Origin of the sequence: Methanothrix harundinacea 6Ac, from assembly GCF_000235565.1 — an archaeon.
Classification (GTDB): domain Archaea; phylum Halobacteriota; class Methanosarcinia; order Methanotrichales; family Methanotrichaceae; genus Methanocrinis; species Methanocrinis harundinaceus.
The window spans coordinates 1,926,742-1,941,923 of sequence record NC_017527.1; the positions used below are offsets into that span (position 1 = coordinate 1,926,742).

The 15,182-nt window shown below is 57.5% G+C and carries 13 protein-coding genes; 9 read left to right on the top strand and 4 right to left on the bottom strand.

Annotated elements, in window-relative coordinates; translation table 11 throughout:
* Nucleotides 1-210 precede the first annotated feature (210 nt).
* The 3 genes from MHAR_RS09105 to rnz all read left to right on the top strand — a co-directional run bounded on the left by MHAR_RS09105 (nucleotide 211) and on the right by rnz (nucleotide 5,146).
* Complete coding sequence (locus MHAR_RS09105; RefSeq protein ID WP_014587325.1) at nucleotides 211-3,339, top strand: C25 family cysteine peptidase; 3,129 nt, start codon at nucleotides 211-213, stop codon at nucleotides 3,337-3,339.
* Nucleotides 3,332-4,099, top strand: coding sequence for a right-handed parallel beta-helix repeat-containing protein (locus tag MHAR_RS09110; RefSeq protein WP_014587326.1), 768 nt, complete (start codon nucleotides 3,332-3,334; stop codon nucleotides 4,097-4,099). The genes MHAR_RS09105 and MHAR_RS09110 overlap by 8 nt, the downstream gene beginning before the upstream one ends.
* A gap of 129 nt (nucleotides 4,100-4,228) precedes the next feature.
* Nucleotides 4,229-5,146, top strand: coding sequence for a ribonuclease Z (rnz, locus tag MHAR_RS09115; RefSeq protein WP_014587327.1), 918 nt, complete (start codon nucleotides 4,229-4,231; stop codon nucleotides 5,144-5,146).
* Between the two features lie 14 nt (nucleotides 5,147-5,160).
* Here the strand turns inward: rnz and MHAR_RS09120 are convergent, their stop codons facing one another.
* Together MHAR_RS09120 and surE are read right to left on the bottom strand one after the other, a co-directional pair.
* Nucleotides 5,161-5,754 (bottom strand): hypothetical protein, encoded by a 594-nt coding sequence (locus MHAR_RS09120; RefSeq protein ID WP_143763373.1) that lies wholly within the window; start codon nucleotides 5,752-5,754, stop codon nucleotides 5,161-5,163.
* Nucleotides 5,755-5,763: 9 nt separating this feature from the next.
* Nucleotides 5,764-6,555, bottom strand: coding sequence for a 5'/3'-nucleotidase SurE (surE, locus tag MHAR_RS09125; RefSeq protein ID WP_048144575.1), 792 nt, complete (start codon nucleotides 6,553-6,555; stop codon nucleotides 5,764-5,766).
* Between the two features lie 1,431 nt (nucleotides 6,556-7,986).
* Here surE and MHAR_RS12570 point away from each other — a divergent pair.
* The 5 genes from MHAR_RS12570 (at nucleotide 7,987) to MHAR_RS09160 (ending at nucleotide 12,099) form a co-directional block, all read left to right on the top strand.
* A complete protein-coding gene (locus tag MHAR_RS12570) occupies nucleotides 7,987-8,898 on the top strand; it encodes a hypothetical protein (protein WP_143763374.1) in 912 nt (303 codons plus the stop codon).
* 163 nt (nucleotides 8,899-9,061) lie between these two features.
* On the top strand, nucleotides 9,062-10,204 hold the full coding sequence (locus MHAR_RS12575; RefSeq protein WP_014587331.1) for a DUF2202 domain-containing protein: 1,143 nt from the start codon (nucleotides 9,062-9,064) through the stop codon (nucleotides 10,202-10,204).
* 232 nt (nucleotides 10,205-10,436) lie between these two features.
* Complete coding sequence (locus MHAR_RS09150; RefSeq protein ID WP_014587332.1) at nucleotides 10,437-10,712, top strand: 2TM domain-containing protein; 276 nt, start codon at nucleotides 10,437-10,439, stop codon at nucleotides 10,710-10,712.
* Between the two features lie 125 nt (nucleotides 10,713-10,837).
* Nucleotides 10,838-11,497 (top strand): peroxiredoxin, encoded by a 660-nt coding sequence (locus tag MHAR_RS09155; protein WP_014587333.1) that lies wholly within the window; start codon nucleotides 10,838-10,840, stop codon nucleotides 11,495-11,497.
* A 146-nt stretch (nucleotides 11,498-11,643) separates the two neighbouring features.
* Nucleotides 11,644-12,099, top strand: a complete 456-nt coding sequence (locus MHAR_RS09160) for a hypothetical protein (protein ID WP_048144576.1) — start codon at nucleotides 11,644-11,646, stop codon at nucleotides 12,097-12,099.
* 19 nt (nucleotides 12,100-12,118) lie between these two features.
* On the opposite strand, the gene MHAR_RS09165 is transcribed toward MHAR_RS09160, so the two are convergent.
* Both MHAR_RS09165 and MHAR_RS09170 read right to left on the bottom strand, forming a co-directional pair.
* Nucleotides 12,119-12,595, bottom strand: a complete 477-nt coding sequence (locus MHAR_RS09165) for a TspO/MBR family protein (protein WP_014587335.1) — start codon at nucleotides 12,593-12,595, stop codon at nucleotides 12,119-12,121.
* Nucleotides 12,596-12,653: 58 nt separating this feature from the next.
* Entirely contained in the window at nucleotides 12,654-13,799 is a 1,146-nt protein-coding gene (locus tag MHAR_RS09170; RefSeq protein WP_014587336.1) for a hypothetical protein, read from the bottom strand.
* A gap of 191 nt (nucleotides 13,800-13,990) precedes the next feature.
* Between MHAR_RS09170 and MHAR_RS09175 the strand changes: the two genes are divergently transcribed.
* On the top strand, nucleotides 13,991-15,163 hold the full coding sequence (locus tag MHAR_RS09175) for an MFS transporter (protein WP_014587337.1): 1,173 nt from the start codon (nucleotides 13,991-13,993) through the stop codon (nucleotides 15,161-15,163).
* The last annotated feature ends 19 nt before the right edge of the window (nucleotides 15,164-15,182 follow it).

Genomic DNA, 15,182 nt, shown 5'->3' on the forward strand with positions numbered 1-15,182 from the left:
CATGGGAAAACGTTTAATACCATCCGCCGAGAAGATTTAATGGTCCTCTCCAGGAGAGGACCTTTTGGACAATGGGCAAAATAAAGATGGGTTAGCACGTCCAGCCTTGAAATACTGGCGAAGATGAAGATCGCGACCTAGAGTGAAGGGGGTACATCTTGCCGAGGGATAAGGGAGGGGATCGTGTATGGCCGTATTTGAGGGAAGACCATGAGGCGTCAATCAACCATCTGCCTGACCTGCTTTCTGCTGGTCTGTAGCTTTAGCATTCTTCCATTCTTCTCATCCGCCCTGGCCCAGGGGAGCGGCCAGGGAGAGACCGTCATAAGGTGGCAGTACCGTCCGGAAGAGCCGATCATCCAGGTGGGCCTCGGGGGAGAGATCCTCCCGATGGGTGCCCAGAACCTGACCCAATCGATCAGGATACCAGGCCTTGAGAACAGGATCATCCCCGGAGAGCCGGTGGTCCCCTTCAGAACGGCGAGGATACTCGTCCCCTTCGGGGAGGAGATCCAGGAGATAAAGGTCCTGCCGGGGGAGAAGAAGAACCTCGGCAAGATCCTGATCGAGCCCGGCCAGGACCCCCTCCCCATCAGCTTCTCGGGGAACCGGACCGTCACCCCCCTCAACGAGAGCACCTACTCCTCCCTGGAGCCGTACCCCAGAGACGTCTTCACCGTCGCGGGGGTCCAGGAGAAACAGGGCTACAAGATCCTATTGATTAACCTTTATCCGATCATGTACATCCCCAAGACGAAGGACACCTACTACTTCGGCACCTTCGACGTGGAGGTGAAGACGGCTCCCCTCGGGACCCTCGATCGGGGGCTCTTCAGGGGTTCTGAGGCGGACGGAGCTCATATAGCCCGGCTCGTCGAAAACCCTGCCGAGGTCGGGTCCTACGCCAGCGATCTCGCCGCTACGGGGGCCTCTCCTCTCCTGGACGGTGATTATGATTATCTGATAATTACGAATCGGGGTCTCAAGAACGCCCCCGTCCCCTACAACTTCACAGACCTCGTCCGTTGGAAGAGCTCGAAGGGGGTAGCCTCTACCATCGTCACCGTTGAGGATATCTACTCTGCATATACCGGCGCCGATGAGCAGGAGAAGATCAGGAACTTCATAAGGGATGCTTACCTCTACCACGGCATCACCTACGTCCTCCTGGGGGGGGATGCCGACGGAGGCAGGAAGGGTGGAGAGGGCTGGAACAGCATCGTCCCCGCCAGGGGCCTCTGGGCCTGGGACTACGAGGCGACTCCCCCGATGATCCCCTCGGACCTGTATTACGCCTGCCTCGACGGAGACTACGACTCCAACGGAAACGGCATCTACGGCGAGCCGGAAGACGGCCCAGGCGGTGGTGAGGTGGACCTGATGGCCGAGGTATACGTCGGGAGGGCCCCCGTCGACTCTTACGCCGAGCTCTCCAACTTCGTCCGAAAGACGATCGCCTACGAGTCCGTCGCCAGCGACCCGTACCTGGAGAAGGTCCTGTTGGTCGGCGAGTATCTCGGCTTCGGCGGCGTCAGCGACTGGGGAGGTAACTGCCTCGACGAGATCAAAGATGGGTCCGGGTCGAGTGGCTACAACACCACGGGGTTCCCCGAAGACTATCAGAAGTCCACCCTTTACGATCGCGATCGGAAATGGGATAAGGCCGAGCTGATGGAGCTGATCGACGGCGACGTCCACTCCTTGAACCATCTCGGCCACGCCAGCGTCGGAAGCGCCATGAAGATGAACGTCGAGGACGTCGGCCGCCTCAAGAACGACCGCCCCTTCTTCGGCTACAGCCAGGGATGCTACGCCGGGTCCTTCGACAATCGGGACCCCGACTCCGTCTACTCCCCCATCGACTCCATCCTGGAGCATTTTGTAACGGAGCCCCACGGCGCCTTCGCTTTCATAGGCAACTCTCGGTTCGGCTGGGGTAGGAGGGAGACGACGGACGGCCCCTCCCAGAGATACCACCGCCAGTTCTGGGACGCCGTCTTCGGAGAGGGGATCAGAAACATCGGCCGGGCCCTCCAGGACGCCAAGGAGGATAACCTGGGGTCCATCGACAAGACCACCGATGGAAACGTAATGAGGTTCTGCTATTACGAGATCAACCTCCTCGGCGATCCCGAGACCTCTTTACACCACCCCTTTACCGCTAGCCACAACCTGGAGGTCGCCGGGATGGACCTCCCCAGCTATACCAAGCCCGATAAGCCCATAGAGGTCAGAGCGGTCGTCAAGAACAGGGGGATCGAAGACGAGTGGAACGTCACCGTCCAGTTGGTTGAGGGGGATGCGGTCCGGGACTCGGAGGTTGTGCCTCACCTTCCCAGCGGCGGATCGGCCGAAGTGAGGCTCTCGTGGTCGGGGGCGGCGGAGGGTAGGTACATCCTGGAGGCGAGGGTTCTCCCCCAGGAGGGCGAGGAGCTGACTGAAGACAACTGGCAGGAGAGGGTGGTAGAGGTCTATAGCAACCGGACCCTCATCCTCCTGGTGGACGATGACGAGGGGGCGGACTACGAGGGCTATTACGAAGAGGCGCTGGCCGCCAGCGGATATGCTTATGCCAAGGTGGACCGGCCGGTTGGGGAGAGCGAGCTTCTCTCCTTCGACTGCGTGATATGGTTGACCGGCAGAGACTTCACCACCGCCCTCACCGGAGAGGAACAGAGGACCCTCGCCCGGTTCCTCGATGCCGGTGGGAGCCTCTTCCTCTCAGGCCAGGATATCGGCTATCACAGCCATGCCTCCGACTTCTACCGAGATTACCTCCAGGTGGAGTACGTAAAGGACAGCACCGGGATCTACGTCCTGGAAGGGGTGGAAGGCGATTCCATATCCGACGGGATGACGATCGAGATCTCCGGCGGCGATGGAGCGGACAGCCAGTACTGGCCGAGCGAGATCATGCCGATCACCGCCTACTCCACCGGGATCTTCCGATATAAGGACGGGGGCTGGGGGGCGGTGAGGGTGGGTACGGGGACCTACAGGGTCGTCTACTTCGCCTTCGGGTTTGAGGCGATAAACAGCTCCGCGGAGAGGGCTGAGATCATGAGGAGGGTCTTATCGGAGCTGACCGGGCCCGAGACAACCTCCGTCCCCGAATATGGGATGGACGGCAATAATCTCAGCTCGGAGGAGCCATCCCCCCTGAGGAGGAGAGGCGGCCCGAAGGATGGCATGGGGGAGGTATTTGATATGGATCTCGCCTTCAAGGAGATGAGCCTGGAGTTCAAAGAGCTCGGAGAAGTCAATCAGGTCTTTGAGGGCTCAATCTTTGAGTTCGTGGATATGGGATCGAGGTTAGGGGGCGAAAAGGGGTATGTTTGAAGATTGGATCAGGGCCGGGTCTGGGCAGAAGCTCCTTTCTGCTGTAATCCTGGCGGCGTTATCAATAGCTTCGGCTCAGGGTGCCGCCATCACCGTCGGCCCCGAGGGGTGCGACTATGGCAGCATCCAGGGGGCGGTAGAGGCAGCAGATCCGGGGGACACCATCACCGTCGAGGGCGGGACGTATAAGGAGAACGTCATCGTCGACAAAAGCCTCGTCCTCCGGGGGAAGGGGTCAGGGGAAGGAAGGCCGGTAATCGACGGAAATGGGGTAGGTAGCGCCGTACTCCTCGCCGCCGACCGGATCACCCTGGAGGGTTTCATCGTCAAAAACGCCGGCTTCGGCAAGGCGGGGATCGAGGTGAAGTCCGATAAGAACTTCATAAGAAATAACCTCGTCACTGCCAACCGATGGTACGGGATATCCCTATCTGATTCCCAAGAGAACGTCATAACCGGAAATGTCGTCAGCAGCAATAAGTACGGGATCTGGATCTCCTCGGGGTCTAGCAGCAGCACGATAGCCCAAAACCAGCTCGAGAAGAACGCCAACGGCAACGCTGTAGACGCCGGAAGAAATGGCTGGGAGGGGAACGCCTACGACGACCTGGAGGAGGGGGAGACGAGATACAGGATAGCCGGAGGATCGAACGTCGACGAGAGCCCCAAGCCTCTAGCACCAGGATCGGGGAACGATGAGCCCAAGACCTCGACGATAACGGTGACCATCACCATACCGACTCCAGTCATTACCTCCTAGAACTCGGCGGGACCGAAAAGAACCCTCCTAGCCTAAGATCAAATACCCCTCCCCGATGCCGGGGCCCGCACACCTTTTTATACTCCCCCTGACAAGAGCTTCGACCCTGAGCTGGAGATGATACGAAGGATGCTTACTGTGATCTTTCTCGGGACGGCGGGCTCGCTGCCCACCCCCGAGAGGAGCCCATCGGCGGTCCTGATCAACCGGGAGGGGGAGCTCCTCCTCTTCGACTGTGGAGAGGGGACCCAGCGGCAGATGATGCGGGCGAAGACGGGGATGATGAGCCTCGACACCATCTTCATAACCCACCATCATGCTGACCACATCCTGGGAATACCGGGGCTCTTGGAGACGATGGCCTTCCAGGGTAGACGAGATCCCGTCACCATTGCAGGCCCCCCCCGGACCTCTGAGGTGGTGGAGCTCTTCGGCCGACTCTGCTACTACTCTCGGAAGTTTCCCGTCAGGGCCCTGGAGCTGGAGCCGGGGGACGTGCTGAGGAGGGACGGCTACGAGATCGAGGCCGTCAGGACGAGCCACAGCATCCCCAGCCTCGGCTACTGCCTCCGGGAGGATACGAGGCCCGGGAGGTTCAACCGGGAGAGGGCATCCGCCCTGGGGATACCCCCCGGACCTCTCTTCGGGAGGCTTCAGCGGGGCGGGGCGGTGGAGGTGGGGGGGAGGACGGTGCGACCCGAGGAGGTGATGGGCCCTCCAAGGCCCGGAAGGAAGATAGTCTACACCGGTGACACCCGGCCCACCCCGGAGGTGGAGGAGGCGAGCAGGGGGGCGGACCTCCTCATCCACGACGGCTCCCTCGACGACGGTATGGCGGATTGGGCCGCCGAGACGATGCACACCACCGCTGGAGAGGCCGCCCGCCTGGCCGAGAGGGCAGGAGCGAGGAGGCTCGTCTTAACCCACATCAGTTCCCGGTACTCTGACGACGTAGGCCCCCTCCTCGCCGACGCCCGGAAGCACTTTCCCTCCGTCCAGATAGCCGAAGACCTCTTGAAGATAGAGGTCAAGCTGAGAGACCTCTGAGCCGGGGGCCGGGATCAGGGATGATCTCCGGATCTCTCCCTATCCTCGGCGGCTCGCCTCATCGTCTTCTCCCGCTCCTCGACCATCGCCCTTCTGAGCCCCTCGGCGAGGTCGTCATCCCTGCCGATGAGGGCGTTTTCCAGGGATAAGGCGACGCTCTCCAGGGCGTAGCCGACCCGCCCCAGGTCCATGCTCCTCCTCTCGTGGTTCACCCCCGCCTCGAAGAGCCGCTCCAGCTGGTGGCTGGGGAGGCCCAGGGCCCGGCCGGCGCTGACCGCCCTGCCGTACATCTTCTCGGAGACGTAATAATCGAGCCCCTCCCGGTAGAGCCTCATTGACTCTTCCTCCAGGCCGGCCTTCTTGGCGATGAGGGCAGCCCATAGGTAGTCCCCTTCCTCCAGGGCGATCTCCATCGCCTTATCCGTCCGGCCTGAATCCTTGGCCAGAGATATGGCGAGCTCCGGCTCGCCGGCGCCGATCAATATCTCGATCCCCGGCTCTATGAGCTCCTCGGGGAGCTGCCTCAGGTTCTCTGTGAGGTAGAGGACCTGGTCTTCCCGGCTCAGTTTATCGAACTCTTCACTAGAGATCCCGATCAAAGCCATCACCTTTATGCTTCACCCAAGGAGGGCGGTTATCTTCGAGAAGTCGACCCTGGCGGTGTTGTCTATCGTCAGAGGGGTGATTGAGATCTTCCCCTCCTGGTAGACGGCCCGGACGTCCGTCCCCTCTCGCTCGGTGCAGACGAGGTCTCCGTCGATCCAGTAGTAGGGCCTGCCCCGGGGGTCGGCCCGCTCCTGGATGGCGGTCCTGAAGATCTTCCGGGCTAGCCTCGTCACCACCACCTCCGTCTCCTCGGTGGCGTTGACGGGGACGTTGAGGTTGAGGATGTCCACCCCCGCCGGAAGCCCCCTCTCCAGGACGTTTTTGGCCACTCGCCGGACGAGGGCGGACGCGACGTCGAACTGGTAGGCCTGATCGTTGACATTGTCGAACTTGTCCCCCTGGTCGATGACCTGGATGGAGGCTGTTATCGCCGGTATTCCGTAGCTTGCCGCCTCCAGAGCCGCGCCGATCGTCCCGCTGGTGGTGACGGTGTCGGTGCTGATGTTCTCTCCGATGTTGATCCCCGATACTGCGAGGTCAGGAAGCTTCCCCTTTAAAAGCCAGAATATCCCCATGATGACGGAGTCGGTAGGGGTCCCGGAGACCTCATACGCCTCGACCCCGTCCAGGTTGACCTTGTTGTACCTCAGGGGCTCGAAGATCGATATCGACCTTCCGACGCCGGACCTCTGGCCGGAGGGGGCGGCCACGAGAAGGTCGCCGAGGCCCACAACCCCCCGGACCGCCGCCCTGATCCCCGCGGAGTAGACGCCATCGTCGTTGGTAACCAGAATACGGTGCATCTCTACCTTATCAGGGGATGGAGGTATAAAAATAAAGCGACGTAGCCGACGGATGAATGTATTCAAGGGCTGGCGGGGTAGAGGATCCACGAAGAAGATGGACTCTTCCTTCAAGCGGCAAAAGGAGGGTGGACGTCGGCGCGGTCAGCGATGGCGCTATTTTTTAGCCCCGGTTCCTTAAATCATCCACCGACTGCCGAAAAGGCCGGCTCAAAAGGGGATCAGGCCTCCCTGTCGAGGGATCCATCCATCTCCTCCAGGCTATGAACTCTCACTTTTCAGGTTCAAATTTAACAATGATTTATAAAATATAAGAATAAAATTTTATTTTTATAAATTATATCTATATATTTAAAATTAAGAATTCTATTGTAGTTTAAACAATAAATAGATCAATTTATATATTCTATTCTATGAGATATATGTTTAATCATAGACTATATGCGAAATTTTATTAAAATTTGACTTTTTTTTTATGAGCGGACAGACTTGTATATTTATAAAATATATATAATAGATAGCCTAAAATCTAGGTCTCCGTCCTCCTCCAATCGTCACTTTGTTTCGTAAAGAACTTGAATAGATTTATTAATTTTGAGATTTTTATAAACATCTAATTGGGGCTTGAAATATAGACTTTATGTCCTTCAAAATTATCTATAAAATTATCTACATAATAATTTCTATCTCTAAATCATTCTTATACTATATCAGCATGGACTCCCTCTCCAACACCTCCTTCCTTTCAAGGGCCTCTTTCCCCTCGCGAAGCATCATGGTATGCGACGAGGGGGTCATATTCATATAGCCTTTGGAACTAAATAGGTAGAAAGATGGTGCATCTTTGGAGAGCTAAAATATTGTGCATATACGTTATGTGAATAAGGGTCTGAGCAGAAAGACATCCTCTTTAGTTTGGAGCCCCGCTCCCATCCCCCCTCTGCAACGGAGATGATAAAAATTATTTTTTTTATTTTTTACTCAATAAATCCATAATAATATTACATAAAATTAGTTATTTATTTAGAATATTATATGTATTAATAGATTATTTTTATTAATTTATTAGTACTAAATTCTATTACAATATATTAAATCAATCAATACTTTAATAAAAATTAAAATTTTAAAATAACAGAACTAATTATCGTCTATTTTTAAAAAATACAAATTTTTAACAGATTTTAATTTATAAATTGTATCTAATTCTATACATTAATATATGATCCGACGAAGAAGTGAGAGTTCGCCAAGGTCCTGAGATGCGCGAAAATTTTCCCAGCTCTCGGAAGGGATCAGATCTGCGGCGAGACGGATCGGTATCTTTGGTCGAAATGGTAGATGGCGATTGCTATTACTAGCTCTGTCAACAACTAGAAATAATTGGAGGAAGACGTGAGGAGGTTAACATATAATTTTTGGAGGAATAGGATGAAAGAACCCTCAATTATGGTGATCCTGGGCCTCGTCTTCGCCGCCGCATCTCCGGGAGGATCGGCCCAGCTGGACCATTTCTCTGGATACTGGATTAACGTCGACCCCGAAGCCAGTGGCGTCACCGCCCTAGAGATCGGCGTTACTGGTCTGGAGGTGAATGTCGGCGCCTGGGGACGGTGCGATCCCGAGGAGTGCTATTGGGGCAGCGCGAACTCCTCCATCGCCTACGGTCCTAGGATCGATTCAGACCTCGCCTCGGAGGCGACGGCCCTATCTGCCATCTGGAGATTGAGCTTCGGCGAGACGCTGATGGTCATCCTCCCCTCAGAGCCGGATCAGATCCGGGCCGATGTTTATACCAGGTTCCCTGATGGGAGCGGTCGGTCAGCCTACGCCGAAAGTTTCCTCTTCGAGCGGAGGGAAGGCGATAGATGCTTCCAGGACCTTCCGGACCCCCAGCTCGAGTTGACGGGAATAGAGAGCTATACGGTGAGCGGAAAAAACTTCACCCGGTACAATCTCGCCGTCGCGAACTGGAACGCCTATCCTCCTGAGATCTTCGAGGCGGCACCAGACCTCCCACCGTGTGGCCTCAACCCCCAGTCCTCCAGAACCTGGGTTGAGATCCGCGACCAGGACGGCGGTCGAATATACGGCTTCTGCGCCCTCAACCACCCCATGAATCTCACAGGCCTCTGGTTCTCTGTAGAGGAGGGCGAAGGGCCCCCGGAGTCGGCGTACATGGTGATGATAGACCGACGTTGCGAGCGCTACCTCCGCTCCAATGAGGTTTCCATCGACGACCTCTCAACCCCCACTAAGTCGGTGGAGCCTACCGACAGCAACGCCGCCCTCCCCGCAAACCTTCAGGCCATGATGAACTTTCAGAGGTTCTTCCCCCTCTGATCAGGGGGGCACCCTTCAACTTTTCTCCCTCTCCAATATCTTCAAAATATCCTCCCCCCTTCTCCCCTCTCCAGAGATCCAGCCACCTCCCACCCACCCCAATTTTGAGCCATTTCGACATATTGATATCCCATCGGGACGAAAACATCTTGAGGTGTTTTCGATGAAGGCTTCTTCCTCGGTGTTGTTGATGGGATTCTTCGTCCTCCTATCAGGATGCGTCCAGCCCCCTGAAGGGGGGACTATCTCGGAGAGAGTGGCTTCTGAGGGCTGGTCGGCGGACGGTATGGTGGGTGAGAACGAATATTCAAGGACGATCCTCTTGATGGGCCCTGCGAGATCCGGCTATTCGGGGGGCGATCTGGAGATCTCCTGGAGGAGCGATCAGGAGCATCTCTACATGGCCCTGAAGGGGAGGACTGAGGGATGGATCTCGATAGGCTTCGATCCCCTGGAATGGATGAAGGATGCGGATATGATCATGGGTTCGGTGGACGGCGGGAAGACCACGGTTCTGGATCTCTACTCCACCGGCCGTTACGGCCCCCACGAAGACGACACCTTCCTGGGAGGAACCTACGACATCTTGGAGTTTGCCGGGTCTGAGGAGGACGGATATACCGTCATAGAGTTCAAGAGGAAGCTCGATACCGGCGATGAGTTCGACAAGCTCCTCGAGCCGGGCGAGAGCGTCTCCGTCATCTGGGCGATGGCAGATCTGGATTCGAGGAAACTGAAGCATAACGTCGCCTACGGCGAGGCGATCCTCCCCCTGGTCGAGGACCAGGTCCCCGGATCAGCAGTAGCCACCCTAACCCCCAGGGAGGCGGAGGGGGTCCTCTTCATATGGGAGGAGGAGAAGGTGGCCCGGGACCTTTACGCTGAGCTCTACAGGGCTACGAAGCTGGAGGTATTTCTCGACCTTGAAAGGTCCGAGCAGAGCCACATGGACCAGGCCAAGACCCTCGTCGATAAGTACCATCTGGTCCTCCCCGTCGGCGATGAGCCTGGGGCCTTCAGCAATCAAACCCTCATCGACCTCTACGAAGAACTTCTCGCCCGGGGGATGAGATCGGAGGAGGATGCCCTCAGGGTGGCAGCGGCCTTCGAGGAGATCAGCATCATGGACCTGGAGAAGGAGCTGGAGGTTGCGGAGAATGAGGACGTGAGGGTCGTCTTCCAAGGGCTTCTGGCAGGATCGAGGAAACACCTCCGGTCTTACGTCAGGGACCTGGAGGATATGGGGATCATGTATGCCCCTCAGTTCCTCAGCGAGAGGGAGTTCGAAGATGTGATGAAGGCCTGATTTCGCCTCTTCCCTCCCTTCGTCCATTTTTTCCTGATAGATCGCCGGGGATCTCGCAAGGACGATTGGGGATTAAATCTCCGCGAATTATCATAAACGAATGCTCTATGGAGATGGTCAACGCTCGAATGTAAACCTTTTCATATAATCATAGCACAATCCCCCGCGAAACCTTTATATATTAACTAGGAAAGAAAGATACTAGCACATGATCTGGAGGTGAGGTTAGAAGATGGTCGACGAAGCGTACAAAAAGTCGTTCAGGACCGCCATGCAGGCGAGGATGAAGAAGCTGTTCATGACGCACCTCATAATCTACCTGGTGGTCAACATCGTGTGGTTGGCGATCAACTATATGATGGTAATGCCGGCCAATCCCAACCTGCCGATATGGCAGCCCTGGTACTCTCCCATCGGCTGGGGCTTATGTATAGTCATCCACTACATGACTTACGTCAGCGGTGGAGAGAGGCTGATCATGGAGATCGAGGCCGAGGCGGAGCGCTGAGCTCCCCTCTTCCTTCTCCTGTCCCCTCATTTTTATTAAAATCTGGTATAGATTTGGGGCAATATTTTTAGGCCTAGAAATTAAAGTAGCTTATTACGTATTTTAATCTAAGGAGGAAAAAAGTTATGGAGCACGAACCGAGAGCTGGGATCCCCCTCCTGGGGGAGAGGGTACCGGATATGGAGGTCCAGACGACCCACGGCAGGATGAAGATCCCGGCCGACCTTTCGGGAAAGTGGTTTATCCTCTTCAGCCACCCCGGAGACTTCACTCCCGTCTGCACCACGGAGTTCATAGCCTTCCAGAAGATGAAGAAGGAGTTCGATGATCTGAACTGCGCCCTGGTGGGCCTCTCCATGGATCAGGTTCACTCTCACATGAAGTGGACAGAGTGGATCCAGGAGAAAATGGACGTAAAGATAACCTTCCCCATCATTGCGGATAACGGCACCGTCGCCGGAAAGCTCGGGATGGTCCATCCCGGCAAGGGGACCAACACCGTAAGAGCCGTCTTCGTGGTGGACCCCAACGGCCTGATCAGGCTGATGCTCTACTACCCCCAGGAGATCGGAAGGAACATGGACGAGATCCTCAGAGCTGTCAGGGCCCTCCAGATCTCCGACAAGAACAAGGTGGCCCTCCCCGCCAACTGGCCGAATAACGACCTCTTCGGAGACGAGGTCATAATACCTCCGCCCTCCGACGAGAAGACCGCGGCCACCAGAAAGACGGGAGGAGATATCGTCTGCGAGGACTGGTGGTTCTGCCACAAGAAGCTGAAATGAACCCTCTGCCGCGAAACTCATCTTTCGGTCCTGAATGGAAGGGAGGCTCAGTCCTGAACCAGAATCCAGCCCCGTGGGGAGAAGGCCGCAAGATCCGTCGGCGGATCAGATCGAACCTTCGGCCCTTCCCTCCATCGATCCTTCTGTTGACCGCCCCCGCCGGAGCCCTAGCCACCAGCCCCAATCAGGGCCTATCCAGCGAGATCGCGAGGCTCGCGCCGTATCATGCCTCCCTCGCCGTCCTCGCGTTCCTCCTCCTCGTCTGGGGGATGACCGTCGCCCGGCGGAAGGGCCCGGGCTGGCTGAAGAAGCACAGGATCCTGGGGATCTCGGGGGCGGCCTTGGCCGTATCTGCGATGGCTGTTGCAGCTTATATGGTCTCTGCCGCCTCTCAGGAGCACTTGCGGGTCCCGCACGCCTATCTGGGGTCCTTCATCGTCCTCCTTCTGATCGTTAACCCCCTCCTCGGATTTATCCAGCTGAGGGTGGGGACGGATCTCGGAAGAAGGATGAGGAGGGTCCACAGATTTCTGGGCAGGGCCGCCCTTCTCCTGATGGCCCTGAACATCCTCTTCGGGATGATCATCGTGGGCTCTGCCTGAAGAGATAGCCCCCGTTCCCTCAATTGAGCCTCCATATCTCAAAGTTGAGGACCGCCGCAAAGCTCACCCAAAGAAGGTACGGAATAAGGAGGGCCCCTGCGGTCCGGGATATCCCCCTGAACCTCTGGATGTTGAGGGCTATCAGGCCCCAGAGGATGATGATGACTGCGAGCCCCGCAAGGGGTGAGCGGAGGCCGAAGAAGGCTGCCGACCAGGAGACGTTGAAGGCCAGCTGGAGGACGAATACCCCCATGGCTGCTCTAACCCCGGGGTCGGCGAGCCCCTCCCGCCAGACGAGGTAGGCCGAGATCCCCATCATGGTGTAGAGGGCGGTCCAGACGGGGCCGAAGACCCAGTCGGGGGGTGCGAAGTCGGGCCTCGATAGGGTGGCGTACCAGGTGGGGATGTTAGGGGTGGTGAAGAGCGAGCCGATGGCCGCCGCCAGATAACATCCTCCCAGGGAGGCTGCCAGCTTGAGGGGATCTATTATTCTCATATCTTCTAACTCCCGCAGGTTTATCTCCTCTTCACCTCCGATCCTTTTATCCCTTTTCCTACTGATTGCCTGTGGCTTTGGTGAGGAGGGTTACGTTGCTTTTTGTAAAGAAGCCGTCGAAGTCTCCGTACCGGTGGATGTACTCGTTCACGATAAGAGTATGAGGGGAGGGCTGGGTGAAGGTTTGCTTCAGACCTTCCTCCGGCGAGCCGACTAGGGCGATCAGAAATTCGATCCCGTCCCCGATGAGGGAAGAGCACGTCTCCTCTATCTCCTCGGTCTGGAAGGCGAGGTGGTGGACCCGGGCTCCGTAGTTGTGAACGAACTTCTCCGTCGGCCCCGAGATCTCCTCGCTGACGTAGGGGGAGATCCCCGAGGTGAAGACCATGGCGAATTTTGAGCCTTCGAACCTGGCGACGCTGGTGATGGAGTTCAATTCTCTGACATAAATTGCAAAATCAAAGCAGTAGTTTGTCAGGCTCAAAAACTCCTTCATCGCAGCCGCCCTATCCTCGGCTCTGACCCGGGTTGCAGCATGGTCGAGATAGGTTATCTTCGATAGATGGCCGAGATCCGGCTTTGCGAGATCAAATTCGAGGGGTTCGCTATCGGGAGTTCTATAGTCGGGTGCTCCTCCGCCCCTTTCGATGAATCCGATGGAGTTTCCTGTATATTTGGAAGGGACAGTCTGGATGAAGGCGCAATTATCGCCTTCGATCATATCCTCGGATAGGAACGAAACCCCCCTGGACCTCTGGATGGAGATGAGCTCCTCAATATCTTTGGTCCTGAAGACCAGGGTCTCAAGCCTCGTGTTGGGAAGGTGGCCGGACTTTGGATGCAGGTTATGACGCAGAAATGGGTTATCTCCACCGAGCCTAGATCTGACTAGAATGTCTGAGGACCCCTCATTGCTCAGGACGGCCGTCATCGATTGAGGGTCCCGGAACGCCTCGACGAAGCCGTGGCCCGTGGACCTCAAAAGCTCCTCGGAGGCCAGCCCCCATAGGTGGGGTTCGGTGTTGATGACGACGGCCTCAAGCCCTCCGACGAGCCCCTCTAGCCCCGCCTCTCTCCTATCGGTCAGGAGCTTGGAGAGCTCCTCTCGGAGGCGGCGATCTCCCTCAGCCGCGGAGATGAGGCGTTTATCTCGGGTCTCGGATCTGGGGGAGCTATGGCTGCTCCCCGTGCCTTTAAACTCCATAGAACTGGGGCTTGTCCGCTCCGCCACTCCTCTCACCTCGGAGACTGTAGATACATTTCTGCCTCTTAACGGAGAATTCGGCTGCGGTCCTTCAAGACACCAAATTGACCTCCGTCCTATAAACAATCTTCGAAGGAGGAGCAAGATCGAACCGAAACCTTTCTTGCCCTCCGCTGCTTCAGCGGCCATCTGTGACAGAAGATCCCCCGGAGGGCAGGGGCGAAGGGAAGAGGAACATATACCTCCTCGGCCTGGTGAGCCTCTTAAACGACGCCAGCAGCGAGATCATCCAGCCGATTCTGCCCCTCTTCATAGCCTCCTTGGGCGCCGGAGGCCTCGCCATCGGCCTCATTGGGGGGCTTGCCGACGGCCTTCCAAGCCTCTTCAAGCTCCTCTCCGGATATTGGTCCGACAGGATGGGGGCGCGAAAGCCCCTGGTGGCGGCGGGCTACTCCCTCTCGGCGGCGGGAAAGCTCCTCCTCGCCCTCTCCGCCACCTGGCAGCAGGTCTTCGTCCTCAAGGTCCTGGAGCGGTCCGGCAAGGGCATCCGGTCCGCCCCCCGGGACGCCATCATCGCCGAGTCGGCGTCCAGGGAGGGGAGGGGGAGGGGCTTCGGCGTCCACCGGGCCCTTGACTCCTTCGGCGCCGTCGTCGGGTCGGCCCTCGCCTACCTCCTATGGCAGGCTGGGATGGACTTCAGGACCATCTTCCTCGTCGCCGGGGCCGTCGCCTTCCTCGCCCTCCTGCCCCTCGTCCCCGTCCGGGAGGGGAGGAGGCGGTCCGGAGGCTGCCTCCGCCCCCGCCTCTCCCCGGAGATCGTCCCCTTCGTCGGAGTGGCATCCCTCTTCGCCCTGGGGAACTGTAGCTACATGTTCTTCATCCTGAGGGCCCAGGGGTTCTTCTCCGGAGATCTGGCCATCGGCGCCCCCATCCTTCTTTACATCCTCTTCAACCTGGTCTACACCATCTTCTCGATCCCCAGCGGGGCGTGGTCGGACCGGGTCGGAAGAAAGAAGGTCCTGACCCTCGGCTACCTCCTCTTCGCCGTGACCTCCCTCGGCTTCGCCCTCGTCTCCTCGGCCCCGGTCCTCATCCTCCTATTCGTCCTCTACGGCCTCGTCTTCGCCCTCGTCGACGGTGCGGAGCGGGCCTTAGTCTCGGACCTCTGCGGGGCGGAGGCGAGGGGTACGGGCCTCGGGGCCTACTACGCCGCCGTCGGCGTCGCCGCCATCGCCTCGGGGCTGGTGGCGGGAGCCCTCTGGCAGGGGATAGGCCCAGAGGCGACCTTCCTCTTCGGGGCGGCGGCGGCGGTCGCGGCCTCGGTCCTCATCATGCGGATCCCGTCTCCTTCGGCGATCTCCTGACGGCGTCAGGATAAAATGG

Excerpts from the sequence above, each read along its gene's own strand:
- MHAR_RS09110 (WP_014587326.1), top strand. The coding sequence starts at position 3,332 with ATGTTTGAAGATTGGATCAGGGCCGGGTCTGGGCAGAAGCTCCTTTCT.
- MHAR_RS09105 (WP_014587325.1), top strand. The coding sequence starts at position 211 with ATGAGGCGTCAATCAACCATCTGCCTGACCTGCTTTCTGCTGGTCTGT.
- MHAR_RS12575 (WP_014587331.1), top strand. The coding sequence starts at position 9,062 with ATGAAGGCTTCTTCCTCGGTGTTGTTGATGGGATTCTTCGTCCTCCTA.
- MHAR_RS12570 (WP_143763374.1), top strand. The coding sequence starts at position 7,987 with ATGAAAGAACCCTCAATTATGGTGATCCTGGGCCTCGTCTTCGCCGCC.
- MHAR_RS09150 (WP_014587332.1), top strand. The coding sequence starts at position 10,437 with ATGGTCGACGAAGCGTACAAAAAGTCGTTCAGGACCGCCATGCAGGCG.
- rnz (WP_014587327.1), top strand. The coding sequence starts at position 4,229 with ATGCTTACTGTGATCTTTCTCGGGACGGCGGGCTCGCTGCCCACCCCC.
- MHAR_RS09170 (WP_014587336.1), bottom strand. The coding sequence starts at position 13,799 with ATGGAGTTTAAAGGCACGGGGAGCAGCCATAGCTCCCCCAGATCCGAG.
- MHAR_RS09165 (WP_014587335.1), bottom strand. The coding sequence starts at position 12,595 with ATGAGAATAATAGATCCCCTCAAGCTGGCAGCCTCCCTGGGAGGATGT.
- MHAR_RS09155 (WP_014587333.1), top strand. The coding sequence starts at position 10,838 with ATGGAGCACGAACCGAGAGCTGGGATCCCCCTCCTGGGGGAGAGGGTA.
- surE (WP_048144575.1), bottom strand. The coding sequence starts at position 6,555 with ATGCACCGTATTCTGGTTACCAACGACGATGGCGTCTACTCCGCGGGG.